Genomic DNA, 25,648 nt, shown 5'->3' on the forward strand with positions numbered 1-25,648 from the left:
GCCATGCGCGTCACCGATCTCCGTGCGGAATATACCGTCGATCTGCTGGGCACGCAGGTGCGGCATCCGCGCCTGTCGTGGCGGATCGAGAACGTGGCGAAGCAGACCAGCTATCGCATCCGCGCCGCAGCGAGCGAAGCGGCGCTGAAAGCAGGCGAGCTGCTGTGGGACAGCCGCGAGATCGCAGGCGATGCGACGTTCGATGTCGCTTATGGCGGTCCGGCGCTGGCGTCGATGCAGCGGGTGTGGTGGACGGTGGAGGTCAATGGCGTCGCCATCTCCGATCCGGCGTGGTTCGAGGCGGGGCTGCTGTCGCCCGAAGACTGGCGCGGTGACTGGATCGAGGCGGAGGACGAACTCGCCGCTGCCGATCGCGCCGCGGGGGTGAGCTGGATGTGGGGCGAGATCTCGCTCGATGCGCGCCCGCACGCCTTCCGGCTCGATTTCGATGCGCCCGCCGATCTGATGCGCGCCGAGGTGCTGGTCGCGGGCAAGGACCATCTGCGCGGCGTGTGGGTCAATGGCGCCAAGTCGCCGCTCGACTGGCATTTCGACTGGGATACGTACCTCCCCTTCTGGGGCACGCTCGCGCCGTATGACGGCGAGGTGAAGGCGGGGCGCAACAGCGTCTGCGCGCTGGTCGAGGCTGATACGACCGGCTTCTTCCCGGTCGATGGCGGCGCGTTCTCCGCGCTGATCCGGCTGCACCGCGCCGACGGCAGCGTGGAGCGGATCGTGAGCCGCGCGTTCCGGGTGATGCCCGATGCGCCGGAAGGCTGGACTGACACCGGTTTCGACGCGAGCGGCTGGGCGGCGGCGGTGCCGAGCACCAGCTGGGCGCAAGGCGATCCGCGGCCGAGCGAGCCCGCGATGCTGCTGCGTACGGGGTTCGAGGTGGGCAAGCCCATCACCGCGGCGCGGCTCTACGCCACCGCGCTCGGCGCCTATGACGCGCGGATCAACGGGCAGAAGGTGAGCCAGGCGATCCTCGCGCCCGAGATCACCGTGGCGAAGAGCCACCTCCTCTACCAGACCTACGACGTGACCGCGCTGATCGCGCAGGGCGAGAATGCGCTCGGCGCTGTGGTCGGCGACGGCTTCTATGCCTCGCCGTTCGGCTGGCGGATCGAGCGCTATGGCTTCGGCCCGGCGCCGCGGCGGTTTCGCGCGATGCTGCGGATCGACTATGAAGACGGCTCGCACGATTGGGTGACGACCGGGCCGGACTGGAAGATCGCGACCTCGCCGATCCTCAAGTCGGAAATCTATGACGGCGAGACGTTTGACGCGCGGCGGATCGTGCCGGGCTGGGCGCTGCCGGGGTTCGACGCTTCGAGCTGGGCGGATGCCAAGGTTGGCGCTGCGCCGAACGTGGCGATCATCGCCCAGACCTCGCCGTTGCTCGATCGCACCGGGACGCGGCGCGCGGTATCGGTGAGCGAGCCGGCGCCTGGTCGTTATATATTTGATTTTGGACAGAATTTTCCCGGATGGGTACGCATCCGCGCGACCGGGCCGGCGGGCACGACGATCACTGCCAAGTTCGCCGAGTTGCTCAATCCGGACGGCACCGCGGATCTCTCCAACCTGCGCCTCGCCAAGGCGACCGACAGCTTCACGCTGGCGGGGACGGGAGAGGTCGAGAGCTTTGAGCCGCACTTCACCTATCATGGGTTCCGCTATGTCGAGGTCGAAGGTTGGCCCGGCACGCCGACGGCTGACGACGTTGAGGGCGTGATTGTCCACAGCGCGTGCCGCGAGGTGGGCCAGATGACCTTCCACGACGCGCCGCTGCTCCAGCAAATCTGGAACAACGCGTTGTGGAGCCAGCGCAGCAACTTCTTCGCGGTGCCGACCGATTGCCCGCAGCGCGACGAGCGGATGGGCTGGATGGGCGACATCCAGGTGTTCCTCGACGCCGCCGCGTTCAACATGGAAGTCGATCCCTTCATCCGCCGCTTCCTGCTCGAGGCGCGCGCGGCGCAGCGCGACGACGGGGCCTATCCGATCGTGGTGCCGCAGCCCTTGTCCTTCCCGGACGTGGTGACGGCGGGATGGAGCGAGGCGGGGATCATCCTGCCGTGGCAGCTGTGGCAGCGTTACGGCGACACCGCGGTGATCGACGAGAATTGGGACGCGATGGAAGGCTGGATGGCCTATGTCGCGCGGACCAACCCGGATCATGTGTGGCGCAGCGACCGCGGGCTCGACCTTGGCGACTGGCTGTCGGTCGACGCGATCAAGCCCGATGACGAGACCACGCCGCGCATCCTGTGCGCGACCGCCTATTGGGCGTGGAGCGCCGAGCTCATGGCCGAGATGGCGGCGGCGACCGGGCGTGACGCCGAGGAGCTCCGCTATCGTGCGCTGCACGCGGCGATCGCCGAGGCCTATGCCGCCGAGTTCGTGGGCGAGGACGGCGTGTGCGGCAATGGCAGCCAGACCAGCCAGGTGCTCTCGCTCGCCTTTGGCCTCGTGCCGGAGGACCGCCGTGCGGCGGCGGCGCAAGTGCTGGCGGACGAGATCCGCGGGCGCGGCATGAAGCTCTCGACCGGCTTCCTCGGCACCCCCTATCTGCTCGACGTGCTCGCCGATGCCGGGCTGTGGGATGAGGTCAGCGGACTGCTGCTTCAGACCGGCTATCCGAGCTGGGGCTATATGCCGCAGCAGGGCGGGACGACGGTGTGGGAACGCTGGAACGGCGACACCGGCGATCTCAGCATGAACAGCTACAACCATTATGCCTTCGGCGCGGTGGTCGGCTTCTTCTACCGGCGGCTGGCGGGGATCGCGCCCGCCGCGCCCGGCTTCCGCCGGATCGCGGTGCGGCCGGTGTGGTTGCCCGAGGTCGGGCGCGTTGCGGCGAAGTTCGACTCGCCGGTGGGCCTTATTGCAACCGAGACCGGGGGTGGCGCTGCTGGCCTCAACCGCCTGACGCTGACCGTGCCTGCCAACACCCTCGCTGATGTCGAGCTGCCCGGCGGCGGCTGGCGCGGTGTGCCCGGAGATACGCGAGAGGAAGGCGGCCTGACCCGCTTCGAGATCAGGTCAGGCACGCACGAATTCACGAGATAACGAAAAAGGGAGAGACGATGCCGACGCTGGGACTGGTCCATAATTCACCGATGCTCGCGGCGGTGTTCAACGAGATCGCGGCGCGGGTGATGCCCGATGTGCGCATCCTCCACTTCGTCGACGAGAGCACGATCAAGAACACCATCGCCGCCGGGCATCTGCAGAAGGCGACGATGCGGCAGGTGATCCGGCTGGTCGGATCGACCTTCGACGCCGGGTGCGACGTGGCGATGGTGACCTGCTCGTCGATCGGGCGCGCGGTCGAGATGGCGGCCGAACTCTACGAGCAGCCCGTGCTGCGCGTCGACCGCGCCATGGCCGAGCAGGCGGTGGCGAGCGCGAAGCGGATCGGCGTCGTCGCGACGCTTTCGACCACGCTCGAACCCACCGCCGACCTCGTCAGCCGCGTCGCCGCGGAGCAGGGCAAGCAGATCGAGCTGGTCGCGCATCTGTGCGAAGGCGCGTTCGAGGCGGTGATGGCCGGTGACGGCGCAACGCACGACCGGATTGTGGGCGAAGCGCTCACCACCGCGCTGGCCGATGTCGATGCGATCGTGCTGGCGCAGGCGTCAATGGCGCGCGTCGTCGCGACGCTGCCCGAAGGCGCGGTCAAGGCGCCGGTGCTGTCGAGCCCCGAGCTCGGCATGCTGCGCGCGGCCGAAGTGCTCAAGGGCCTCGGCAAATGAAGAAGCGGCATGCCGTACTCGGCTTTCTCGCCGCGCTCTCGGTCATCACCTTCATCGACCGGATGGCGATCGCCGTCACCGGGCCGGCGATCCAGAAGGACCTCGGGATCAGCCCCGCGGAATGGGGCTGGGTGCTGGGCGCCTATACCTTCGCCTACGCCGTGTTCGAGGTTCCCTCCGGCGCGATCGGCGACCGCTATGGCTATCGCAAGGAACTGACCCGGATCACCGTCTGGTGGTCGTTCTTCACGGCGATCACGGCCGCGTGCCATAATTTCTGGCAACTCGCGGCGGCGCGTTTCATGTTCGGCCTCGGCGCCGCGGGTGCCTATCCCAACATGTCGGGCGTGCTCTACCGTTGGTTTCCCAAGCGCGAGCGGGCGCGCGGGCAGGGCGTGATCTGGGCGGCGAGCCGGCTGGGCGGTGCGCTGGCGCCGCTGCTGCTGGTGCCGCTCAACACGCATCTCGGCTGGCAGATGGTGTTCGTCATCCTGGGCCTGATCGGCTTCGTCTGGGCGATCCTATGGTGGCGCTGGTATCATGACCGCCCGGCCGACCAGCCGGGCATCACGCCGGAGGAAGCGGCGGAGATCGGCGACGACGCGGGTGCCGGCCATTCGGGCACGCCATGGGGCAAGCTGCTCAGCCTGCCGCAGCTGTGGCTGATCGGAATCGCCTATTTCTTCTATGCCTTCGGCAGCTGGTTCTATTTCGGCTGGTTCTCGCAGTGGATGACCAACGGCCGCGGCTTCACACAGACCGAGATGGCCGTGTATGCGGCGATCCCGTTCCTGCTCGGCATCGTCAGCAACCTGATCGGCGGGGTGCTGAGCGACCAGCTGGGCGCGCGGATCGGATTCAAGCTCGCCTATCGCCTGATCACCAGCGTCTGCTTGAGCGTCACCGCGGCGCTGTTGCTGGCGATGAGCTTGACACCCGACAAGACGATGGTCGTCGTGCTGGCCGCCGCGAGCTTTGCCGTGATGGACCTGATGCTGCCGAGCGCCTGGGCGATGTGCATGTCGATCGGCGGGCGCTACGGCGGCACCGCGACAGGCTTCATGAACATGCTGGGCAATCTGGGCGGCTTTGTCGGCGTCGTGGCGACCGGATACATCATCAAGGGCACGGGCAGCTATGACCTGCCGGTGCAAGGCGTCGCGCTGATGGTGCTGATCGCGGCAGGGCTGTTCGCGCTGATCGACAGCTCCAAGGGCTTCGATCAGAAGGCGGCGACGGCATGAAGCGGCTCCTGGCATTCGCGCTGCTCGCGGCGGCGCCCGTGCTTCCCGCTGCGGCGCAGACCGAGGCGCCGGCGGGGCAGCAGCAGTTCGACAGACTGTGGCTCGGCTCGGCCTGGTATCCCGAGCAATGGCCCGAGGAGCGCTGGGCCGAGGATCTGCGGCTGATGAAGGCGCATGGCGCCAATGTGGTGCGCATCGGCGAATATGCCTGGAGCCGGATGGAGCCCGAAGAGGGCAAGTACGACATGGACTGGCTGGTCCGCGCGGTGCGGCTGGCGGCGAAGTACGACATCAAGGTGGTGATCGGCACGCCGAGCGACACGCCGCCGGCGTGGATGACGCAGAAATATCCCGACGTCTCGCAGATCCAGAGCAACGGCCAGAAGGTCGGCCATGGCGGGCGGCGGCAATTCTCGATCTCGTCGAAACGCTATCGCGACTTCTGCCGCGAGATTGTGACACGCATGGCGCAGGCGCTGGGCAAGGAGCCCAACGTCATCGGCTGGCAGATCGGCAACGAACCGACCGACGAGAGCTATGATCCCGAGGCGAAGGCGGCGTGGGTCGCGTGGCTCAAGCAGCGCTACGGCACGCTCGACAAATTGAACGACGCGTGGACCACCCAATACTGGTCACAGAGCTATACCGCCTGGGAGCAGGTTCCCTTCAGCAACGACAAGGCCAATCCCGGCTGGATGCTGGAATTGAAGCGCTTCATCACCTCGCAATGGGTGGCGTTCCACAGGAACCAGCTCGACGCGATCCGCGCGCATGCTGATCCCAAGCAGTTCATCACGGTGAACTTCGGCGGGCTTGGCTGGGCCAACCGCTTCGATCGCTACGCCGCCAACCGCGACCTCGATTTCACCTCATGGGACAATTACGTCGGCAGCGGGCACCTCAAGCCCTATCGCAACGGTGCGACCCACGACCTGGTGCGCGGGTGGAAGCGCAAGAATTTCTGGGTGATGGAGATCCAGCCGGGCTATGTGAACTGGGCGGGGGTGAGCAACATGCTCTATCCCGGCGAGACACGCGCGATGGCGTGGCAGGCGATCGGCCACGGATCGGACGGCATCCTCTACTGGCAGTGGCGCAACGCGCTCAACGGGCAGGAGACGCTGCACGGATCGCTGATCGGCGCCGACGGCAAGCCGGTGCCGGTCTATGCCGAGGTGCAGCAGATCGGGCGTGAGATGGCCAAGGCCTCGCCGCTGATCGCGGGGACGCATCCGGTGTCCGACGTCGCGATCCTGCACGATTATGCCAGCCGCTGGGCGATCGACTTCCAGCTGCACCATCGCGACTATGACCAGATCGAGGTGCTGCTCGATTATTACCAGCCGCTCAAGGATGCGCGCGGGGCCGTGGACATCGTCGAGGTGGAGGTGGCGCCGCTTGCCGGGTACAAGCTCGTCGTCGCGCCGAGCCTCAACATTATCAGCGAGACGACGGCGAAGCGGCTGGCGGACTATGTCCGCGGCGGCGGACACCTGATCCTGGGGCCGCGCTCTGGGATGAAGGACGAATTCAACGCGCTCCAGACCCAGCGCCAGCCGGGGCCGCTCGCCGAGCTGCTCGGCGGGCGGGTCGAGCAATATTATGCGCTCGACGAGGCGGTCGATGTCGGCGGCGGTAAGGCCACGATCTGGGCCGAACAGCTCTCGACCAGCGCCCCCGACACCGAGACGCTGCTGCGCTACGGCAAGGCCAATGGCTGGCTCGACGGCAAGCCGGCGGTGATCAGCCGCAAGGTCGGCAAGGGGCGGATCACCTATGTCGGCGCGCTGGTCGACGATGCGGTGATGAAGACGCTGATCGATGGGGCGTTGGCGGGCGCGGGGGTCGCGCGTGACTTCGCGGTGCCTGCGGATGTCGAGCTGATGACGCGCGAGGGGCAGGGGCGGCGGATCGTCATCCTGATCAACCACGGCCGCACCGCGCAGACCGTGGCGCTGCCCGAGCCGATGACCGACATCCTTGCGGGCGGCACCAAGTCGAGCGTGACGATGCCGGTGGAGGGCGTTGCGGTGCTGCAGCGCGGGGGCAAGTGATGCGGACGGTCCTGCTTGCCGCAGCGGCGGCGCTGGCGCTGGTTCCCGGTGCGTCGGCGCAGACCGTCTTCCCCAATCGCGCGACGGCTTTTGCCGACAAGCCCGCGATCGCGGTCGGCGTCGCCTGGTATCCTGAGCAATGGCTCGAGGAACGCTGGGCAACCGATCTCGACCTGATGAAGGCGTCGGGCTTCAACACCGTGCGCATCGGCGAGTTCGCCTGGGCGCGGATGGAGCCGGAGGAAGGCAAGTTCGACTTCGCGTGGATGGACCGTGCGATCGCGGCGGCGGTCGCGCGCGGCTTCATGGTGGTGATCGGCACGCCGAGCGCGGCGCCGCCGGCGTGGCTGACGCAAAAGTACCCTGACACGCTGCGGGTGGACGAGAATGGCCAGCGCGCCAGCCATGGCGGGCGGCGGCATTTCTCCTTCGCGAGCAAGCGCTATCGCGACTTCTCGCGCCGCATCGCGGTCGAGATGGCGAAGCGCTACGGCAAGCATCCCGCGGTGGTCGGCTGGCAGATCGACAATGAGGTCGGGCCGCCGTCGTGGGACGCGGAATCGGTTGCCGCGTGGCACGCCTTTTTGAAGCAGCGCTACGGCACGATCGACGAGCTCAACCGGCGCTGGGCGACGCAGTACTGGTCGCAATTCTACAATGATTTCGACCAGATCCCGCTGCGCCAGACCGGGCAGCAGAATCCGGGGCTGCTGCTCGACTTCCGCCATTTCACCACGGCGGTATGGACCGATTATGTCCAGAACCAGGCGCGCGCGATCCGGCCGTTGATCGCGCCGCGCGCGTGGGTCACGACCAACACGATGTTCTGGAATGCGGGCTTCGACCATTTCGTGATGCACCGCGATCTCGATCTCGCGAGCTGGGACAATTACATCCCCGACGGGCGGCCGGACTGGGTGGCGAACGGCGCCAATCACGACCTCGTCCGCGGCTACAAACAGCGCAATTTCTGGCTGATGGAAACTCAGCCCGGCCGGGTTGACTGGGTGCCGGTCAACCGCGCGCTCGACCCGGGGCAGGTGCGCGAGCTGGCGTGGCAGTCGGTCAGCCACGGGTCGGACGGCGTGCTCTACTGGCAGTGGCGGCCGGCGCGGAACGGGCAGGAGACTTATCACGGCGCGGTGCTGGGGCAGGACGGCACGCCCAACCCGATCCATGCCGAGATCGCGCAGATCGCGAAGGAGCTGACAGCCGCCGCGCCGCTGCTCGCCGACACCGGGCCGGCGGCGAAGGTCGCGATGCTGTGGGCCTATGACAGCCGCTGGGCGATCGACCTGCAGCGCCACCATCGCGACTTCGATCCGGTCAAGGCGTTCACCGAGGTCTATCGTCCGCTGCGCGTGCAGAGCCAGGGGGTGCACATCGTCTCGCCCGATGCCGCGCTGACGGCCTATCCGCTGGTGGTCGCGCCCAATCTCAATGTGGTGACACAGGCGCAGGCCGACCGGCTCGCGGCCTATGTGCGGGCCGGCGGGCATCTGGTGCTCGGGCCGCGCTCGGGGATGAAGGACGACGCCAATGCGTTGTGGCCGCAGCGCCAGCCGGGGCCGCTCGCCGGGCTGCTCGGCGCGACGGTCGAGCAATATTATGCCCTCGACGCGCCGGTCGGGATCAAGGGCAATTTGGGCGACGGCAAGGTCGCGATCTGGGCGGAGGAGATCCGGCCTGACGCGGCGGACGTGCGCGTGCTCGCGACTTATGCCGACCCCGGTGGCTGGCTCGACGGCAAGCCGGCGGTGGTGACGCGCAAGGTCGGCCGCGGGCGCATCACCTATTTCGGCGCCTGGCTCGAGCCGGCGATGATGAAGACGCTGGCGGCGCGGCTGCTGGGCGAGGCGAAGATCGCGCCGCTCGTTCCCGACGCGCATGCCGATCTCGAGATCAGCGAGCGTGCGGGCGGGGGGAAACGCGTGATGATCGTGATCAACCATGGTACCGGCGCACGGCCGCTTGCGCCGCCTCAGGGTGCGCGCTTCGTCAGCGGCGACTGGGCGGATGGCCAGATGAAGGCGCACGGCGTGGCGCTGTTCCAGCTCAAATGAGGTGGCTGCTCGCCCCCGCTGCCGCGCTGCTGCTGATCGGTGCGGCGGCCCCCCAACGCTGGATCGCGGCGTGGACCGCGCCGCCGATCGGCTATGAGCCCAGGATCCGCGACGGGCTCGGCCGGCCCTATCGCGACGAGACGGTTCGGCAGGTGGTGCGCGCGGGGATTGCCGGGCGCACGCTGCGCATCCGGCTGTCGAACGAGCTTGGCGATACGCCGCTGAAGCTGGGCGGTGCGTCGATCGTGCGTCTCGATGCTGCAGGCGCGCCGGTGTCCGGCAGCCTACGCGCGCTGAGCTTTGCGGGCGCTGCAGACGTGATCATTCCCGCCCGCGCGCCGTATCTTAGCGATCCGATCGACTTCCCGGTGGCAGCGGGCGAGCGTTTCGCAGTGTCCGTCCACTATGCCGGCGAGACCGAGGCTGCGGCGCATGCGCAGATGGTCGACGTCGCGCCGGGCAACCAGACCGGATCGGTTGTGCTGACGGATGCGAAGCGAGCGCGCGCGTCGGGCATCGTCTCGGGCGTGGAGGTGACGGGCAGCCGCGAGAACCGTGTGCTCGTCGCGTTCGGCGATTCGATCACCGAGGGCGCGGGCGCGACCCAGAGCAAGGCGATGAGCTGGCCCGACCAGCTCCAGCGGCTGCTTGCGGCCAATGCGCGCGGGCGGTGCTGGTCGGTCGCCAATGCCGGGATCAGCGGCAACCGGCTGCTGAGCAGCGGCCGCGGCCCCAACGCGCTGTCGCGGTTCGAGCGCGACGTGCTGGGCGTGCCGGGCGTGACGCATGTCGTGCTGCTCGAGGGGATCAACGACATCGGCAAGATCGCCGATCCGGCGCGCGCGCACGAACAGGCGACCGCGGCGCAGATCATCGCCGCGCATCGCCAGTTGCTGGCGCGGGCGAAGGGGGCGGGGCTCAAGGTGATCGTCGGGACGCTGTTGCCCTATGAGGGCGCGGCCTATGCCGACACGGCAGGCGAGCAGCGGCGCCAGACGGTCAATCGCTGGATCCGCGAGAATGCGCGGCAGTACGATGCGGTGATCGATTTCGATGCGGCGATGCAGGAGCCGGGCAAGCCCAGCGTGATGCGGTTGGCGTGGCAGATCGGCGATCACCTGCATCCGAATGATGCGGGCTATACGGCGATGGCGCAGACCGCGCTGCCGGTGGTGCTGCGGCAGGGGTGCGGGCGGTAGGCCGACTATCCTCCCCCGCCAGGGGGAGGTGGCGCCGAAGGCGACGGAGGGGGAGGACTCCCCAACGCTTGTTCTGGCATCCGCCCCCTCCGTCCTGCTGCGCAGGCCACCTCCCCCTGGCGGGGGAGGATTAAAGAGGGGCAGCTTCGCTCACCACGGCTTCGACCGCGCCATCGCCAGCCCGCGCACGTCGTTCGGCCACTTCCCGCTGACCGCGCAGTAGAAGTGATAGAGCGCGCCGTCGTGCCAGATCACCGCGGGCTTGTGCGCGTATTTCTCGTCGATCGATCCCGGCGGGCCGACGTCGATCAGCACCTCGCTCGACTTGGTGAAGGCGGTCGGGCTGTCGCCGAGCGCGATCAGGTCGCGCGCGAAGCCGTCGGTCGACAGGCCGAAATAGAACATCGCCCATTTGCCCTGATGCGTCACCACGACCGGGTCGCTGGCGAAGCGGTCGTCGGGCGAGCCCTTGGGGCCGTTGACCAGCAGCGGGCTCGCCGGGTGCCGTGTCCAGCTCTTCAAGTCCTTGGAGATGGCGAGGCCGGTCTGCTCCTTCCATGGGCTACCGCTGGTCTTGGCGTTGTAATAGAGGTGGAAGGTGTCGCCGACCTTGATCAGGTTTGGCTTGTACAGCCCGCCGCGCTCCCATTCGGCGCCGTCCGCGGCGCGCAGGATCACCGGGCCGCGCTCCCACTTCATGAAGTCCTTGCTGAAGGCGAGGCCGATTACCGCCGGCCCTTCCTCGTAACCGGGGCTGGGATAGGCGTGCCACGCCGCGACATATTGACCATCGACCTTCACCAGCCGCGCCGGGCTGCGCAGCTCGTTCTCGCGCAGGATCGAGGCGCAGGCGATGTTGTGGCGGGTAACCGGATCGCTCGGGTCGCGCGACATGATCATGCCGAGCCGCTTCCAGTTGAGCAGGTCGCGGGATTCGCAGATGCCGGTCTGGTAGCCGGTGCCGTCGAAGCCGACATAGGTGAGGTAGAATTTGCCGTTCGCGGAGAAGACGAACGGGCAGTCGACCGCCTTCTCGTCGAAGCTGCCCTTCACGCCCGAGCCGCCGAGGATCAGCTTCGGGTGCTTGTACGGCGTGCGATAGGGAGCGAGCGGATCGCCCGCGGCCTGGGTCGGCAGCACGGCGAGCCCGGTGCCCGCGAGTGCACCGCCGAGCAGGTTGCGCCGGTCGATCATCTTGCTTCTCCCCTAGCGGATCACGCGGACGAGATAGGAGGCCGCGGCGGGCGTGCCGACCTCGATTTCCCAGCCCGGCTCGATCATCCTGCCCTTGATCTCCGGCCCGATCGGCCGTGCGGACCCGTCGAGCGGCTGAACGGCGAGGCCGACCGCGCCCTCCAGGTCCTTGAGCTGGATCCAACCGGTGATCGGCTCGATCAATGTCGGCGCGGTGCCCCAGTCGGTCAGCATTGATCGGCGCGCATCCCACTTCGCGCCCGTATTCTCGACGCGGCCGGTGGTGGTGAGCAGCATGCGGTCCGAGGTGTTGATCGGCTTGCCGTCGAGCGAGGACAAGGTGATCGCGGCGAAGCGGTTCCTGATCTCGGCGCCCAAGTGCCGCGTCTGTGCGTCGCGGTTCGCCGCGATGAAGCCGACCAGTCCCTGGCTCAGCGGACTGTCGATCCGCACCAGCCCGTCCTTGCCGCCATTGGTCTGCCAGCTGAGCTCGCCCGTGTCGGAGACGATCGGGTTGGCGGCGGGCAGCGGCGCGGGGAGCGATGGCTTGCAATCGATGCAGGCAATGCGCGAGCCGTGGCGCAGCGGGATCGTCATGTCGAAGCCCGGCGAATAATAGGGCATCGCCGCGCGCGGCATCCGCGCCGCGTCGCTGATCTGTTCGGCCGAATAGGAGCGTGTCAGAACCTGCTTCGCCGCCGAGACGTCGCCGCGCAGGAAGATCATCGCCCCCGCCGGCATCTGCGCCATCTTCACCGGATCGAGCGTAATGTCGAAATGGTCGCCGATCGCCGGCTTCCACGCGCCCGCGATCTTGGTCTCGAAGGTGTAGAAGAAGATGCCGTCCCAGTCCTGCAGCGCGGCATAGGAAGCGAGGAGCGGGATCATCTCCGCGCCATAGTCGCTCGGGAAGGGGTGGTTGACTTCGCTCACCGTGAACGGCTTGCCCACCGCGGCGCTGCGCGCGAGTTTCTGGATGATCGACAGCTGCGGCGCGTTGACCATCGGCTCGTTGCGGCGGCCGTAGATCGCGGGATGCTGCCAATAGACGTGCGCGTCGAGCAGGTCCGCGGCGAGCGCGGTGCGCATCAGCGGCTGGTTGGCGATGAAATAGGTGTGGTCGGCGGTCGGGACGATGGGCACCTTCACGCCGAGCTCGTCGCGCAGGAAGCGGCGCATGTCGGCGTGGAAATCGAGCTCGACCTGGGTGACGAACTCGAGCTCCGCGTCGAAGCGCAGGCGCGGTGCGGACGGATGGTCGCCGCGGCGCATCAGCGGCACCGGCTGGCCCTCGGCGACGCCCGCCATGCCGCGCAGGCTGGCGATCTCCTTGGCGCTGCGGTGCTTGCCCAGCCAGTCATTGTACATGCCGACCAGCAGCTTCTGGTAATGCGGGGTCATGTCGAGCTGGGCATTCTCGCCGCCCGGCACGCGCTCGCCGCGCAGCCAGTTGCGCATCCAGAATTCGAGCAGCGAATTCTCGTTGACCACCTCGACCGTCATCACCGCCGGGTCGTCGGCATAGCGGAGGCCAGTATAGGGGTTGGTGTGGCCGAGCAGCTTGCGCGCATAGTCCTTCTGCAGTGCGATCAGCTCGGGACCTAAATAGGTGAAGGCCTTGGCCGGACCGAGCAATTCGGCGTCGGGAACGCCGTCGCCCGGCTTGAAGCGGCGGCCCACATTGAGGTTGAAGTTGACGTAGATGCCGTTCTTCTTGAGCTCGGCGATCCAGTAATCGAGCCGCTCGAGCCGCTCGGGATTGAAATGCTGGCTGTCGGGAAGGTCGTCCCGGATCAGCCCGCGCGGGCGGTGGGTGAAGGGGCCCGCTGCCGGACCTCGCGCGGCGCCTTCGTTGCGGATTTGCGCGATCGAATCGGGCATGTCGAGGAAGTGTAGCCGCACGCAATTCACGCCGAGCCGCGCCAGCGCCTTGGCATAGGCGGTCGCCGCGCCATGCGCCGGAATCTCGTCCGATCCCACCGCCCAGCCGGTCATGTTGACGCCCCAGCAGCGGAAGCGCTTGCCGTCGCCACGCCAGAGCTTGCCGTCGCGGGCCGAGACGAAGCCGTGCTTGCCTGCGGGCCCGTCGAGCAGGAAGCGTGCGTCGGCGGGAGAGTCGACGCGCAGCTCGTGGTCTACCGGATAGGGTTGGAGCGCGATCTCCTGGCTCGATGCGGGAAGGGCGGCGAGCGCTGCGGCGAGCAGAAGCGCCAGCCGCATCAGCGCGTCCGGATCCGGAGCGCGTAGGGCATGCCGCCGCTGCTATCCGCCGGGAGCTTGAGCTCGAGCCCGCGCGGGGTCTGCTTCCAGCTGAGCTTTCCGCCGTCGAGCAGCTCGATGCTCCTGATCGGCGCGGGCAGATATGGGGTGCCGGCGAAGAGCGTCTTGACCAGCACGACGCCGTCGGCGGGGCGCTCGAGCCCCAGCGCGTAGACCGTGTCGCCCTTGACCGTGAAGCGGATATCGGCGGGGGTGAACCCCTTCTTCGCCGATTCCTCGACCTGCCCGCCGACGCGGACCTGACCCGAGCTGGTCGGACCCTCGCCGAAATAGTGGAACGGGCGGGTACCGTAGATCGCCTCGCCATTGACCTTGAGCCAGGCGCCCATACCCTTGAGCACGGTCGCGATCTCGTCGGGGATCGTGCCGTCGGCCTTGGGGCCGACGTTGAGCAGGAGGTTGCCGTTCTTGCTGACGATGTCGATCAGGTCGGCGATCAGCGATTTGGGCGTGCGGTAGCTGTCGTTCTGGGCATAGCCCCAGCTGTGGACGCTGACCGAGGTGTCGGACTGCCACGGGGAGAGCTTGAGCGCGTCGCTCTTGCCGCGCTCCATGTCGAACATCGCCGAGCCCTCGGCGAATTGCGAGCCCTTATAGGCGATGATGCCGGGCGCCTTCCACCCGGCCGAGCGGTTGTAGTAATAGGCCGCGGTGTCGCGCATCAGCGGCTCGTAGAGCGGCGCCGAGGTCCACCAGTCGAAATAGATGAGCTCGGGCCGGTATTTGTCGATCAGCTCGGAGGTGCGCGCCATCCAGTCGTCGAGGAACTCGCGGCTCGGCGGCATCCAGTTCTGCAGCTGACTGCTGTCGGGCCAGGCATCGGGATTGTCGGCGGGCAAGCCGGTCGGCGCGGCGGGGCCATAGAGGCCGCGATTCCTGGGATCGGCGACGTCGGAGGGGAAGCTGCGTCCCTTGTGATACCACCACCAATGCTCGGCGCGGTGCGAGGACAGGCCGAAATGCATGCCGTGGGCGCGCGCTGCCTTGGCGATCTCGCCGGTCACGTCACGCTTGGGCCCCATGTCGGACGCGTCCCAGCGGGTGAAGTCCGAGGCGTACATCGCGAAGCCGTCGCAATGCTCGGCGACCGGAACGACGTACCGCGCGCCGGCATCGGCGAAGAGCTGGATCCAGGCCGCGGGGTCGAACTTCTCGGCCTTGAACAGCGGGATGAAGTCCTTGTAGCCGAACTTGTCCTGCGGGCCCCAAGTCGCGCGGTGGTGCGCATAGGCCTTGTTGCCCGGCACATACATGTTGCGCGAATACCATTCGTTGGCGAAGCCCGGGACCGAATAGACGCCCCAGTGGATGAAGATGCCGAACTTGGCGTCGCGGAACCATTCGGGGGTGCGATAGGCGCGCAGCGAATCCCAGTCGGGCTCGAACGGGCCGGCGGCGACACCCTGCCTCACCTTGGCGAGCTGCGCGGCGACGGCCTCTTTCGGCGTCTCCATCGGCCATTGCTGCGCGGTCTGCTGCTGTGTCGTCTGGGCCTGCGCCGAAGACATGCCGGCGGCGAGCGCCAGCGCGGAAAGCGTGCCGAGCCGTTTCACGCCGTCATCCCTCCTTGTCATATATAATATGATTATTGGCTATCAGATCGCAGCTGGCGCTGCAATCATCGGCTGCATCAATTTGTCGGAGAAGATCGCGGGCTCAGCCCATCGACGAGCTGGTATCCTGAAGCGCGAGCTCGACCAGCACGCGCATCGCCGCCTCGGCCTCGTCGGCGTCGCCCGCGATGATTGCCTCGCCAACTCGGACATGGTCCGGCACGGGATCGCGCGGCAGGGCGCGGATGCGCTGCTTGAACTGCGTGGTCCAGCTCACCGCCGCGCCGATGCTCGCGCTGAGCGTGATCAACACGTCGTTGCGCGAGGCGCGCAGGATTGCGTCGTGGAAGTCGCGGTCGGCGGCGCGCCCGGCCTCTGTCGCCAGCGTGTGCCGGCGCATGCCCGTGAGCGCCTCGCGCAACGCGCGGATATCGGCCTTGTCGCGGCGTGCCGCGGCCAGCCGCGCCGCGGCCGGCTCGACGATCGCGCGCAGCTCGAACAAGTCGCGCACATAGCCGATATCGGGCTCGCCCGAGAAGGCCCAGGCAAGCACGTCGGGGTCGAGCAGGTTCCAGCGGCTGCGCGGCAGCACGCGCGTGCCCGCCTTGGTCCGGCTCTCGACCAGCCCCTTGGCGGCGAGCACCTGCACCGCCTCGCGATAGGCGCTGCGCGAGACGTTGAGCGCGGCGGAATTGTCGACTTCGCCGGTCAGCCGCTCGCCGGGCGCGATCGCGCCGCCGACGATCGCCGTGCCGAGATAATGCGCGACGGCGCCGCGCAGCCGGCGCCCCGTCCCGCGCTCGCTGCGCCCGGACTGGCTGCCCGGAAACCCGCTATCGTCTTGATCCTCGTCGTCCAACTCGCGTTTTTCCCGCGTTCTCGTCTTCGCAGACAATAAGCACAGCCTAACCCGGGGAGCAAACCGCTCGACGCCATTGCTCGAAATTAAATGTCGGACTAAATCCGCGACTCCCAATTGGAGGTTGCCTGATGTTGAAGCTGTCGCGCTATCGTTCGGGGGATGGCGGCACCCGCCTCGTCGCCAATAGGGACGGCCGGACCGGATTCGTGGCCGGCGCGACGAGCCTGACCGCGCTGGCGAACGAGGCGATCGAGCTGGGCATTGGCCTGCACGAGATGGTGGAGCGGGTGGGCCTTGAAGGCCCAGTCGATTTGGCAGAAGCGCTCCGCACGGGACGGCTGCTCACGCCGGTCGATCATGCGGACACCGCACATATCGTGCTGAGCGGCACCGGGCTCACCCATCTCGGCTCGGCCGAGGGGCGCGACAAGATGCACCGCGCGGCCGCGGCGGGCGAGAAACTCACCGATTCGATGCGCATGTTCCTGGAGGGGGTCGAGGGCGGCAAGCCCGCGGCCGGCACGGTCGGCCAGCAGCCCGAATGGTTCTACAAGGGCGACGGTTCGCAACTGGCCGCACCCGGCGCCGATCTGGTGATGCCCGCCTTCGCGCAGGATGGCGGCGAGGAGCCGGAGATCGCCGGCATCTATCTGATCGGGCCCGACGGCGCGCCGTGGCGGCTCGGCTTCTGCCTCGCCAACGAGTTCAGCGACCATGTGACCGAGCGGCACAATTATCTGTGGCTCGCACATTCGAAGCTGCGCCAGGCGGCGCTGGGACCCGAGCTGCTCGTCGGCGAACTGCCCGCCGATGTGCGCGGCGCCAGCCGCATCGTGCGCGAAGGCGCGGTGCTGTGGGAGAAGCCGTTCCTGTCGGGCGAGGCGAACATGTCGCACAGCATCGCCAATCTCGAGCATCACCACTTCAAATATGCGCTGTTCCGCCGCCCAGGCGACGTGCACGTCCATTTCTTCGGCACCGCGACGCTGTCGTTCAGCGACGGCATCGCGACCGCGCCCGGCGACGTGTTCGAGGTTGAGGCGGCGCCGTTCAGCCTGCCGCTGCGCAACCGGCTGGCGCGGGCCGAGGCGGAGGCGGTGACGGTCCGCGCGCTCTGAGTCTCTGCCGAGTTTGAGGCCGGTGCGGCTCCGTGGGCCCCGGCACAAGGCCGGGGTGACGAAAAAACGGGCGCTAGTGGTTGTCGCGCGGCAATCCCTGGATCTGGGCGATGCGCTGGAAGCGCTCGGACCCTTCGAGGATCGCGCCCTTGTCCATCTGGCCCACCAAGTTGCGCTGGATCTCCTGCCAGGGGGTCTGCGACGCGGGATAGCGATAGCCACCCTCGGTCTCGAGCGCGCGGCGGCGCTCGGCCAGCTCTCCGGCCGGCACGAGCGCGTCGGCGGTGCCCTTGCGCAGGTCGATGCGGATGCGGTCGCCGTCGCGCAGCAGCGCGAGACCGCCCATCGCCGCCGCCTCGGGCGAGGCGTTGAGGATCGAGGGGCTGCCGCTGGTGCCCGACTGGCGCCCGTCGCCGATGCAGGGGAGCACGGTCACGCCCTCGCGCAGCAGATGCGCGGGCGCGCGCATATTGACCACCTCGGCGGCGCCCGGATAGCCGATCGGCCCCGCGCCGCGCATCACCAGCAGCGTGCCGGCGGTGATGCCGGTCGCCGGATCGTCGATCCGCGCGTGATAATCCTCTGGCCCGTCGAACACCACGACCGGCCCCTCGAACGCATCGGGATCGTCGGGGTTGGACAGGAAGTGCTGGCGGAACTCGTCGGAGATCACGCTGGTCTTGAGGATCGCCGCGTCGAACAGATTGCCGCGCAGCACGACGAAGCCGGCCTGTTCGAGGATCGGTTCGCCGATCGGGCGAATGACGCGCTCGTCCTCGATCTTCGCGCTAGCACAATTCGCGCCGATACTGCGGCCATTGACGGTCAGCGCATCCTCGCGGATCAGCCCGCGCGAGATGAGCTGCGCGACCACGGCGGGCACGCCGCCGGCGCGGTAATAGTCTTCGCCGAGATACTCGCCCGCGGGCTGCAGGTTGACCAGCAGCGGCACGTCGTGGCCGAACGCCTGCCAGTCGTCGATGTTGAGCTCGACGCCCATGTGCCGCGCGATGGCATTCAAGTGGATCGGCGCGTTGGTCGAGCCGCCGATCGCCGAGTTGACCGCGATCGCGTTGAGAAAGGCGTCGCGCGTCAGGATGTCCGAGGGCTTCACGTCCTCGCGCACCAGCTCCACCGCGCGCAGGCCGGTGAGATAGGCCACTTCCTGCCGATCGCGATACGGCGCGGGAATCGCGGCGGAACCGGGCAGCGACATGCCCAGCGCCTCGGTCAGGCTGTTCATCGTCGTCGCCGTGCCCATCGTGTTGCAATAGCCGGTCGAGGGCGCCGAGGAGGCGACGAGGCGGATGAACTCGTCATCGTCGATCTCGCCCGCGGCGAGCAGCTCGCGCGCCTTCCACACGATCGTGCCCGAGCCGGTGCGCTCGCCCTTGTACCAGCCGTTGAGCATCGGGCCGACCGACAAGGCGATCGCGGGAATGTTCACCGTTGCCGCCGCCATCAGGCAGGCGGGCGTGGTCTTGTCGCAGCCGATCGTCAGCACCACGCCGTCGAGCGGGTAGCCGTAGAGCGCCTCGACCAGTCCGAGATAGGCGAGGTTGCGGTCGAGTCCGGCGGTCGGGCGCTTGCCCGTCTCCTGGATCGGATGGACCGGGAATTCGATCGCGATGCCGCCCGCCTCACGGATGCCTTCGCGCACGCGTTCGGCGAGGACGAGATGGTGGCGGTTGCACGGGGAGAGGTCGCTGCCGGTCTGCGCGATGCCGATGATCGGGCGGCCGCTGCGCAGCTCCTTGAGGCTCAGGCCAAAGTTCAGATAGCGCTCGAGATAGAGCGCGGTCATGTCGACATTGTCCGGATTGTCGAACCAGGCGGCGGAACGCAGTTTCTTGTCTTCGGTCATTGTTTCCAGGAACTCAGGGAAGCACCGCGAGGCGGTAGATCATGACGTGGCGATAGGGCTTGCCCGGATCGACACGCGCGGAGGCGAAGCGCGGCTGGTTGGGCGCATCGGGGAATTTCTGCGGCTCGAGCGCGATGCCATCGCCCATGCGATAGACGCGCCCCTGACGGCCCTTGAGCGTGCCGTCGAGGAAATTGCCGCTGTAGAACTGAATGCCGGGCTCGGTGCTCAGCACCTCGAGCACGCGGCCCGAGGCCGGATCCTCGAGCCGCGCGGCGAGCGCGGGCGTGGCGGTCGGGCCCTTGTCGAGCGCGAAATTATGGTCATAGCCGCGGCCGATCACGATCTGCGGATCGCGGCCGTCGCGCAGCCCGTCGGCGATCCGCCGCGCCTTGCGGAAATCGAACACGGTGCCGGCGACCGGCTTGAGCTCCCCGGTCGGGATGAGCATGTCGTCGACCGGCGTATAGGCGGCGGCGGGGATGGTCAGCAGCTGCCCCGAGGTGCCTTCGGCTGCGCCGTCGCCGGCAAGGTTGAACAGCGCGTGGTTGGTCATGTTGACGATCGTCGGCTTGTCGGTCCGCGCCTCGAACTCGATCGTGAGGTCGCCGCTGTCGTTCAGCGCATAGCTGACGGTGACATCGAGCTTGCCGGGATAGCCCTGGTCGCCATCGGGGCTGGTGAGACCGAGCACGACCTTCGCCGCTGGTCCGCGCGTGACCGAGACGATCTTCCAGTTGCGCTTGTCGAAGCCCTGCTTGCCACCGTGCAGCGAGTTGGTGCCATCGTTGCTGGTCAGCTGATAGTCGCGCCCGTCGAGCTTGAAGCGCGCGCCAGCGATGCGGTTGGCATAGCGGCCGACGGTGACGCCGAAATAATTGGGCTTGGCTTCATAGTCAGCCACCTCGTCATAGCCGAGCGTGACCTCCGCGACCTTGCCCTCCCGGCCGGGTGCGGCGAGCGATTGCAGTGTCGCGCCATAGGTCAGGATGCGCGCCTTGACGCCCTTGGCATTGCTCAGCGTCACCGCCTCGACCGCGCTGCCATCGGCCAGGCGCCCGGCCGGCGCGCGCTCGGCCTCGGCGGCGAGGGCAGGTCCGGCGGCGATCGGCGCCATCAGCGCCGCGGCATACAGCATTGCTCGCATTCACTCGCCTCCCCGCATCCGGCCCGGCGGCCATTGACGATGTTCCCTCCCCGCATATAGTCGGAGAAATAATCGGGCAAGCCGCTTGCGCGGAAATGCATCCTGGAGGGATTGAATGGCGCTTCCACCTCTCGACACGGCGATCGGGGAAAAGACGGCGTCGCCGTCGTTCAACTATCGCCCGGCGCTGGCGCTGCTCGCCAGCCTGTTCTTCATGTGGGGCTTCATCACCGTCATCAACAACACGCTGCTGCCGCACCTGCGCAGCGTGTTCGAGCTCAACTACACCCAGACCACGCTGATCGAGAGCGTGTGGTTCATCGCCTATTTCGTCGCCTCGATCCCCGCGGCCAAGCTGATCGAGCGAATCGGCTATCAGAAGTCGCTGGTGATCGGGTTGCTCGCCATGGCGGCGGGCGCGCTGATGATGGTGCCGGCGGCGCGCCTTCCCTCATATGAGGTGGTGTTGGTCGCACTGTTCGTGATCGCGAGCGGCATCACCTTGCTCCAGGTCGCGGCCAACCCCTATGTCGCGGTGGTCGGTCCGCCCGAGACCTCTTCGTCGCGGCTCAACCTGGTGCAGGCGTTCAACTCGTTCGGCACCACGCTGGCGCCGCTGTTCGGCGGCTATCTGATCCTCGGCCGTTCCAAGGGCGGTACCTCGGAGGCGGACGTCGCGCTGACCGCGGCCGAGCGCTATGCCGACGCACAATCGGTGATCCTGCCCTATCTCATCGTCGCGGGCGTGCTGGTGGTGCTCGCGGTGGTGATCGCGCGCTTTCCGCTTCCCGCGATGGGCGCGGCGACGCAGCGCGCGAGCCGCGAGGCGCGCAAGGGGCTGTCGCTGTGGAGCCACCGCAACCTGGTGTTCGGGGTGCCGGCGATCTTCATCTACCTGATCGCCGAGATCGGCGTGTCGAACCTGTTCATCAACTTCATCAGCCAGCCGCATATCGGCGATGTCACGCACCAGCAGGCCTCCAACTATCTGTTCCTGCTGTGGGGCGGGATGATGGTCGGCCGCTTCGCCGGCAGCTTCCTGATGCAGAAGGTCGATGCGGCGCATGTCCTCGCCGTCTTCTCGATCGGCGCCTTCGTGGTGATGCTGATCGCGACCTTTGCCCAGGGCCCCGCCGCGATGTGGGCGCTGATCCTGGTCGGCTTCTTCCACTCGATCATGTTCCCGACGATCTTCACGCTCGGCATCAAGGGCCTTGGGCCGCTCACCGAGGAAGGGTCGGGGCTGCTGATCATGGCGATCGCTGGCGGCGCGCTGGTGGTGGTGCAGGGCTGGCTGGCCGACCAATGGGGCCTGCAGCTCTCCTTCCTGCTGACCGCGGCGTGCGAGCTTTATGTGCTGTTCTACGCGCTATGGGGTTCCAAACCCACGGGCGAGCAGCTCACCGTGCGCTTCGACGAATAGCCGAGACGTTTCAATAGTCTGACAAAAATTTGCGGAAACTTGCGTTTTCGCCTTGATTACACGCGTCCTCTCCCCGATACATTAGTCATATTATATGTGATGTAATCCCGCGCAACAAGACGGGACAGGGAGAGGAATGGCGCATGCATATTCTCAGCAATCTATTGGCCGGTGCAGCCGGTTGCGCGATCGTCGCAGCCATGCCCGCCTCGGCCCAGGACGGCGCTGGCGCGCCGCCCGCACCGGCGGACAGCAGCGCGCAGGAGGCCGGCGAAGGCGAGATCATCGTCACCGGCATCCGCGGCTCGCTCCAGTCGGCGCAGAGCCTCAAGCGCAACGCCGACCAGGTCGTCGACTCGATCGTCGCCGAGGACATCGGCAAGCTCCCCGACGTGAACGTGACCGAGGCGCTGCAGCGCGTGTCGGGCATCCAGGTCGGGCGCGACCGCGGCGAGGGATCGGGCATCACCATCCGCGGCCTCTCGCAGGTCACCTCGACCTTCAACGGCCGCTCGGGCGGCAGCGGCCGCGGCGTTGATCTCGAGAACATCCCGGCCGAACTGATCGCGCGCGTCGACGTCTACAAGACCCCGTCGGCCGACTTGGTCGAGGGTGGCATCGGCGGCCTGATCAACGTCGTCACGCGCAAGCCGCTCGACAAGCCGGGCTTCACGCTCAGCGGCTCGGCGCGCGGGCGCTATTCGGACTTGCCCGACAAGGTCGATCCGATGTTCTCGGCGCTGGTCAGCAATACGTGGGAGGTGGGCGACGGCGAGTTCGGCATCCTCGTCGCCGGCTCATTCCAGCAACGCGCGTTCGAGAGCCACGTCGTCAATGTCGGCGCGCCGGTGGGGCAGCCCAACATCGGCGCGGGCGTGGCCTCGCTCTCCGAGCAATATCAGCCCGTGATCAACGCCGACCGCCGCCGCATCGGCATCGACGCGGTGATCCAGTACAAGCCCAATCCCGAGCTCGAATTCTATCTCCAGGGCACTTATCAGGATGCCCAGCAGCTCCAGCAGCAGTACGGCGTCTATCTGCGCTCGCTGCGCAACCGGACGTTCGATCCGGCCTCGGTGGAATATTTCGACGGCACCAACGACGTCAGCCGGATCGCCTTCACCAACGTGCCCGTCCGGACGTTCGGCGCGGATCGCGACGCCTATGAGGAGAGCTGGCAGATCGCCGGCGGGGTCAAGTTCGATTCCGGCCCCAACCATCTGTCGATCGACGCCGCCTATACCCGCGGCAACGGCCAGCTCTATTATACCGAGCTCAACCTCGACACGACCGCGCCGCGCGTCGATTTCGACGTGACGACCTTGCCGGGATCGGCGCGGGTGAGCGGGGTCGACCTCACCAGCCTCAACAGCTTCGTGGTTGCCGGCCTCGCCCGCAACATCAACCTGTCGGAGACCGAATCGAAGCAGCTTCGCACCGATGCCTGGTTCGAGATCGACAGCAATTTCCTGAAGTCGATGCATTTCGGCATTCGCTGGACCGACGCGGACGTGAAGCAGGACCAGCTCCGCTTCTCGCAGACGCCGAGCGCGGGCGGGGTTCCGCTGCAGGCATCGGCCTATAGCGACCTGTTCATCCTCAACCCGCTCAACCAGATGTTCGGCGGGACCGACCTGATCGAGCAGAATTTCTACGCCGCCAATCACGAGCTGCTCGACGGCGACGGGTTCGACGCGGTGCGCACGCGGCTGGGGCTGACCACTCCGGCGACGTTCAACCCGCTGTTCGGCTACCAGATCGGCGAGAGCACGCTCGCCGGCTATGTGATGGGCAAGTTCGAAGTCGACGGACCGATCCGTGTCGACGGCAATATCGGTACGCGCATCATCCGCACCAACCTCAACGTCAACGGCACGCGCGCATTGTTCACCCAGCGGCCGGGCACCGGCACCGGGCCCGGCAACCCGCCGGTGTTCGACCAGACCGGCTACGCGCCGGTGCAGATCGACTCGCAATATGTGAGCGTGCTGCCGAGCGCGAATATCCGTGTCCGCTTTACCGACACGCTGCAGCTGCGCCTCGCCGCGGCCAAGACGCTGACCCGGCCCGGCTTCAGCAGCCTGTCGCCGACGCTGTCGCTGGTGCCGGGCCAGCGCACCGGCTCGGCGGGCAATCCGGACCTGCGGCCGCTGCGCGCCAATCAGCTCGACGCCAGCCTCGAATATTATCCGTCGAGCACGACCTCACTCTACCTTGCGGGTTTCTATCGCGAGATCGAGGACTTCCTGGTCACGCGCACCAGCCCGCAGACGATCGACGGGATCGACTACAGCATCAGCCGCCCGACCAACGAGCTGGCCGGCAAGATCAAGGGGTTCGAGGTCGGCGGCCAGACCTTCTTCGATTTCCTGCCGGGGCTACTCAGCGGGTTCGGCGTCCAGGCCAACTACACCTTCGTCGACAGCAAGACCGATACATCCGTCGCCGGCCTGCAGACGCCGATCGCCAATCTCTCGAAGCACAGCTTCAACACCAGCCTGATCTACGAGAAGGGCGGGCTCTCCGCGCGGCTCGCCTATAACTGGCGTGACAAATTCTATTCGAGCCTGCTGAGCAACGATATCGTCACCAACGTGCCGGTCTATACCCGCGCGCGCGACTGGCTCGATGCGTCGATCGGCTACGACATCACCGACAAGATCACGGTGACGATCGAAGGCGGCAACCTGCTGCGCTCCAAGACCCGCACCTATTTCGGCGTGCCGACGCGGCCGGGCAATTACGAGCAGGATTCAAGAACGATCATGGCCGGTGTCCGCTTCACGCTCTGAGCTCCCCCTCCTCCCCGCCGCTTCGGCGGCGGGGAAATTTTTGGGGATCACGCGCCGTACCGCGCTTGCCGGACTGTGCGCGAGCGCGGTCGCGGGTCCTGTCCTGGCACGTGAGCGGGAAGTAGACCTCGCGCCGTTCCGCACGCCCCACAAGCTCGGCCGGCTGATCGTGACCAGGTCCGACGATCCGGCGGCGTTCGACAGCAAGTTCGTCGACGCGCCGCTCGTCGTCCGCGGGCCTGATCGCTTCTACATGACCTTCTACGGGTTCGACGGCACCGGCTATCAGACCGGCATTGCCGAGAGCGAAGACCTCGTCACCTGGAAGAAGCGCGGGATCGCGCTCGCCCGCGACCCGAGCTCGCCGATCACGCGCTACAACATCGCCATGTCCTCGATCCTGCGCGAGCCGGGGCTGCGCTCGGCCGGGCGGCCGCTCAAGGTGAAGGGGCGCTATCTCGCGAGCTGGAACGCCTATCCCAGCCCGGGCATGGAGGAAGGGCCCGCGGTGATCGGGCTCGCCTGGAGCGACGACCTGATCCGCTGGGAGCGCGACGACACGCCGATCCTGCGGCCCGAGGACGGCGTCGAATGGGAGCGCGGCGGGCTCTACAAATCCTGCCTGACGCGCGACGGCGACACCTTCTATCTCTACTACAACGCCAAGAACCGCGACGTGCCGTGGCTCGAACAGATCGGCGTCGCCACCTCGCGCGACCTCAAGACCTGGACGCGCCATTCGGGCAATCCGATCGTCAAGGTCGGCGCGCCCGGATCGAACGACGCGCGCTTCGCCGCCAACCCCTGGGTACTGCGCCACAAGGGGCTGTGGGCGATGTATTATTATGGCTACACCTCGCGCCGCGGCGCGCGCGACCTGCTCGCGATCGGACGCAACCCGTTCCACTTCGAGAAAGTGGCCGAGCCAATGATCGACCGCGGCGCGCCGGGCAGCGTCGACGAAACCCACGCGCACAAGCCCTCGGTGATCTGGCACGACGGCGCGCTCTACCACTTCTACTGCGCGGTCGCGGGTACCTGGCCCGACGAGGTGCGCGGCATTTCGGTCGCGCGCTCGATCCCCTGGTAGGGGC

General features: G+C 67.4%; 16 protein-coding genes. 10 read left to right on the top strand and 6 right to left on the bottom strand.

Annotated features, from left to right (window positions below):
• The first annotated feature begins 3 nt into the window (after positions 1 to 3).
• From OK349_RS13645 to OK349_RS13670, 6 genes are read left to right on the top strand one after another with little or no spacing between them, the layout of a single operon-like run.
• The gene (locus OK349_RS13645; RefSeq protein WP_265118337.1) at positions 4 to 3,075 is read left to right on the top strand and encodes an alpha-L-rhamnosidase; all 3,072 of its coding nucleotides are present in this window, start codon (positions 4 to 6) and stop codon (positions 3,073 to 3,075) included.
• A gap of 17 nt (positions 3,076 to 3,092) precedes the next feature.
• Positions 3,093 to 3,761: an aspartate/glutamate racemase family protein gene (locus OK349_RS13650; RefSeq protein ID WP_265118338.1), complete on the top strand. Its 669-nt coding sequence runs from the start codon at positions 3,093 to 3,095 to the stop codon at positions 3,759 to 3,761.
• The gene (locus OK349_RS13655; protein ID WP_265118339.1) at positions 3,758 to 5,005 is read left to right on the top strand and encodes an MFS transporter; all 1,248 of its coding nucleotides are present in this window, start codon (positions 3,758 to 3,760) and stop codon (positions 5,003 to 5,005) included. Before OK349_RS13650 ends, OK349_RS13655 begins: the two co-directional genes overlap by 4 nt.
• Positions 5,002 to 7,059: a beta-galactosidase gene (locus OK349_RS13660; protein ID WP_265118340.1), complete on the top strand. Its 2,058-nt coding sequence runs from the start codon at positions 5,002 to 5,004 to the stop codon at positions 7,057 to 7,059. The genes OK349_RS13655 and OK349_RS13660 overlap by 4 nt, the downstream gene beginning before the upstream one ends.
• Positions 7,059 to 9,122 (top strand): beta-galactosidase, encoded by a 2,064-nt coding sequence (locus OK349_RS13665; RefSeq protein ID WP_265118341.1) that lies wholly within the window; start codon positions 7,059 to 7,061, stop codon positions 9,120 to 9,122. The genes OK349_RS13660 and OK349_RS13665 overlap by 1 nt, the downstream gene beginning before the upstream one ends.
• On the top strand, positions 9,119 to 10,321 hold the full coding sequence (locus tag OK349_RS13670) for an SGNH/GDSL hydrolase family protein (RefSeq protein ID WP_265118342.1): 1,203 nt from the start codon (positions 9,119 to 9,121) through the stop codon (positions 10,319 to 10,321). Before OK349_RS13665 ends, OK349_RS13670 begins: the two co-directional genes overlap by 4 nt.
• Positions 10,322 to 10,471: 150 nt before the next feature.
• Here OK349_RS13670 and OK349_RS13675 read toward each other — a convergent pair whose 3' ends face one another.
• From OK349_RS13675 to OK349_RS13690, 4 genes are all read right to left on the bottom strand, one after another.
• Positions 10,472 to 11,515: a glycoside hydrolase family protein gene (locus OK349_RS13675; RefSeq protein ID WP_265118343.1), complete on the bottom strand. Its 1,044-nt coding sequence runs from the start codon at positions 11,513 to 11,515 to the stop codon at positions 10,472 to 10,474.
• A 12-nt stretch (positions 11,516 to 11,527) separates the two neighbouring features.
• Positions 11,528 to 13,735 carry a hypothetical protein gene (locus OK349_RS13680; RefSeq protein ID WP_265118344.1) on the bottom strand — a complete coding sequence of 736 codons (2,208 nt, stop codon included), beginning with the start codon at positions 13,733 to 13,735 and terminating at the stop codon, positions 11,528 to 11,530.
• Positions 13,735 to 15,348 carry an alpha-L-fucosidase gene (locus OK349_RS13685; protein ID WP_265118345.1) on the bottom strand — a complete coding sequence of 538 codons (1,614 nt, stop codon included), beginning with the start codon at positions 15,346 to 15,348 and terminating at the stop codon, positions 13,735 to 13,737. Before OK349_RS13685 ends, OK349_RS13680 begins: the two co-directional genes overlap by 1 nt.
• A gap of 103 nt (positions 15,349 to 15,451) precedes the next feature.
• The gene (locus OK349_RS13690; protein ID WP_265118346.1) at positions 15,452 to 16,207 is read right to left on the bottom strand and encodes a FadR/GntR family transcriptional regulator; all 756 of its coding nucleotides are present in this window, start codon (positions 16,205 to 16,207) and stop codon (positions 15,452 to 15,454) included.
• Between the two features lie 131 nt (positions 16,208 to 16,338).
• Between OK349_RS13690 and araD1 the strand changes: the two genes are divergently transcribed.
• Positions 16,339 to 17,328 carry an AraD1 family protein gene (gene araD1, locus OK349_RS13695; protein ID WP_265118347.1) on the top strand — a complete coding sequence of 330 codons (990 nt, stop codon included), beginning with the start codon at positions 16,339 to 16,341 and terminating at the stop codon, positions 17,326 to 17,328.
• Positions 17,329 to 17,401: 73 nt separating this feature from the next.
• On the opposite strand, the gene OK349_RS13700 is transcribed toward araD1, so the two are convergent.
• Both OK349_RS13700 and OK349_RS13705 read right to left on the bottom strand, forming a co-directional pair.
• Positions 17,402 to 19,192: an IlvD/Edd family dehydratase gene (locus OK349_RS13700; RefSeq protein ID WP_265118348.1), complete on the bottom strand. Its 1,791-nt coding sequence runs from the start codon at positions 19,190 to 19,192 to the stop codon at positions 17,402 to 17,404.
• A gap of 13 nt (positions 19,193 to 19,205) precedes the next feature.
• On the bottom strand, positions 19,206 to 20,339 hold the full coding sequence (locus tag OK349_RS13705) for an aldose epimerase family protein (protein ID WP_265118349.1): 1,134 nt from the start codon (positions 20,337 to 20,339) through the stop codon (positions 19,206 to 19,208).
• A gap of 115 nt (positions 20,340 to 20,454) precedes the next feature.
• Between OK349_RS13705 and OK349_RS13710 the strand changes: the two genes are divergently transcribed.
• The 3 genes from OK349_RS13710 to OK349_RS13720 all read left to right on the top strand — a co-directional run bounded on the left by OK349_RS13710 (position 20,455) and on the right by OK349_RS13720 (position 25,644).
• Complete coding sequence (locus tag OK349_RS13710) at positions 20,455 to 21,762, top strand: sugar MFS transporter (RefSeq protein ID WP_265118350.1); 1,308 nt, start codon at positions 20,455 to 20,457, stop codon at positions 21,760 to 21,762.
• A 143-nt stretch (positions 21,763 to 21,905) separates the two neighbouring features.
• On the top strand, positions 21,906 to 24,554 hold the full coding sequence (locus OK349_RS13715; RefSeq protein ID WP_265118351.1) for a TonB-dependent receptor: 2,649 nt from the start codon (positions 21,906 to 21,908) through the stop codon (positions 24,552 to 24,554).
• Positions 24,555 to 24,594: 40 nt separating this feature from the next.
• Positions 24,595 to 25,644 carry a glycoside hydrolase family protein gene (locus OK349_RS13720; protein ID WP_265118352.1) on the top strand — a complete coding sequence of 350 codons (1,050 nt, stop codon included), beginning with the start codon at positions 24,595 to 24,597 and terminating at the stop codon, positions 25,642 to 25,644.
• The last annotated feature ends 4 nt before the right edge of the window (positions 25,645 to 25,648 follow it).

It is taken from the genome of Sphingomonas sp. BT-65 (genome assembly GCF_026107375.2).
GTDB lineage: Bacteria > Pseudomonadota > Alphaproteobacteria > Sphingomonadales > Sphingomonadaceae > Sphingomonas.

What these genes read in the sequence shown, in the direction of transcription:
- araD1 (WP_265118347.1), top strand. Translation starts at nt 16,339, where the DNA reads ATGTTGAAGCTGTCGCGCTATCGTTCGGGGGATGGCGGCACCCGCCTC.
- OK349_RS13705 (WP_265118349.1), bottom strand. Translation starts at nt 20,339, where the DNA reads ATGCGAGCAATGCTGTATGCCGCGGCGCTGATGGCGCCGATCGCCGCC.
- OK349_RS13680 (WP_265118344.1), bottom strand. Translation starts at nt 13,735, where the DNA reads ATGCGGCTGGCGCTTCTGCTCGCCGCAGCGCTCGCCGCCCTTCCCGCA.
- OK349_RS13645 (WP_265118337.1), top strand. Translation starts at nt 4, where the DNA reads ATGCGCGTCACCGATCTCCGTGCGGAATATACCGTCGATCTGCTGGGC.
- OK349_RS13670 (WP_265118342.1), top strand. Translation starts at nt 9,119, where the DNA reads ATGAGGTGGCTGCTCGCCCCCGCTGCCGCGCTGCTGCTGATCGGTGCG.
- OK349_RS13715 (WP_265118351.1), top strand. Translation starts at nt 21,906, where the DNA reads ATGCATATTCTCAGCAATCTATTGGCCGGTGCAGCCGGTTGCGCGATC.
- OK349_RS13660 (WP_265118340.1), top strand. Translation starts at nt 5,002, where the DNA reads ATGAAGCGGCTCCTGGCATTCGCGCTGCTCGCGGCGGCGCCCGTGCTT.
- OK349_RS13710 (WP_265118350.1), top strand. Translation starts at nt 20,455, where the DNA reads ATGGCGCTTCCACCTCTCGACACGGCGATCGGGGAAAAGACGGCGTCG.
- OK349_RS13655 (WP_265118339.1), top strand. Translation starts at nt 3,758, where the DNA reads ATGAAGAAGCGGCATGCCGTACTCGGCTTTCTCGCCGCGCTCTCGGTC.
- OK349_RS13650 (WP_265118338.1), top strand. Translation starts at nt 3,093, where the DNA reads ATGCCGACGCTGGGACTGGTCCATAATTCACCGATGCTCGCGGCGGTG.
- OK349_RS13665 (WP_265118341.1), top strand. Translation starts at nt 7,059, where the DNA reads ATGCGGACGGTCCTGCTTGCCGCAGCGGCGGCGCTGGCGCTGGTTCCC.
- OK349_RS13675 (WP_265118343.1), bottom strand. Translation starts at nt 11,515, where the DNA reads ATGATCGACCGGCGCAACCTGCTCGGCGGTGCACTCGCGGGCACCGGG.
- OK349_RS13700 (WP_265118348.1), bottom strand. Translation starts at nt 19,192, where the DNA reads ATGACCGAAGACAAGAAACTGCGTTCCGCCGCCTGGTTCGACAATCCG.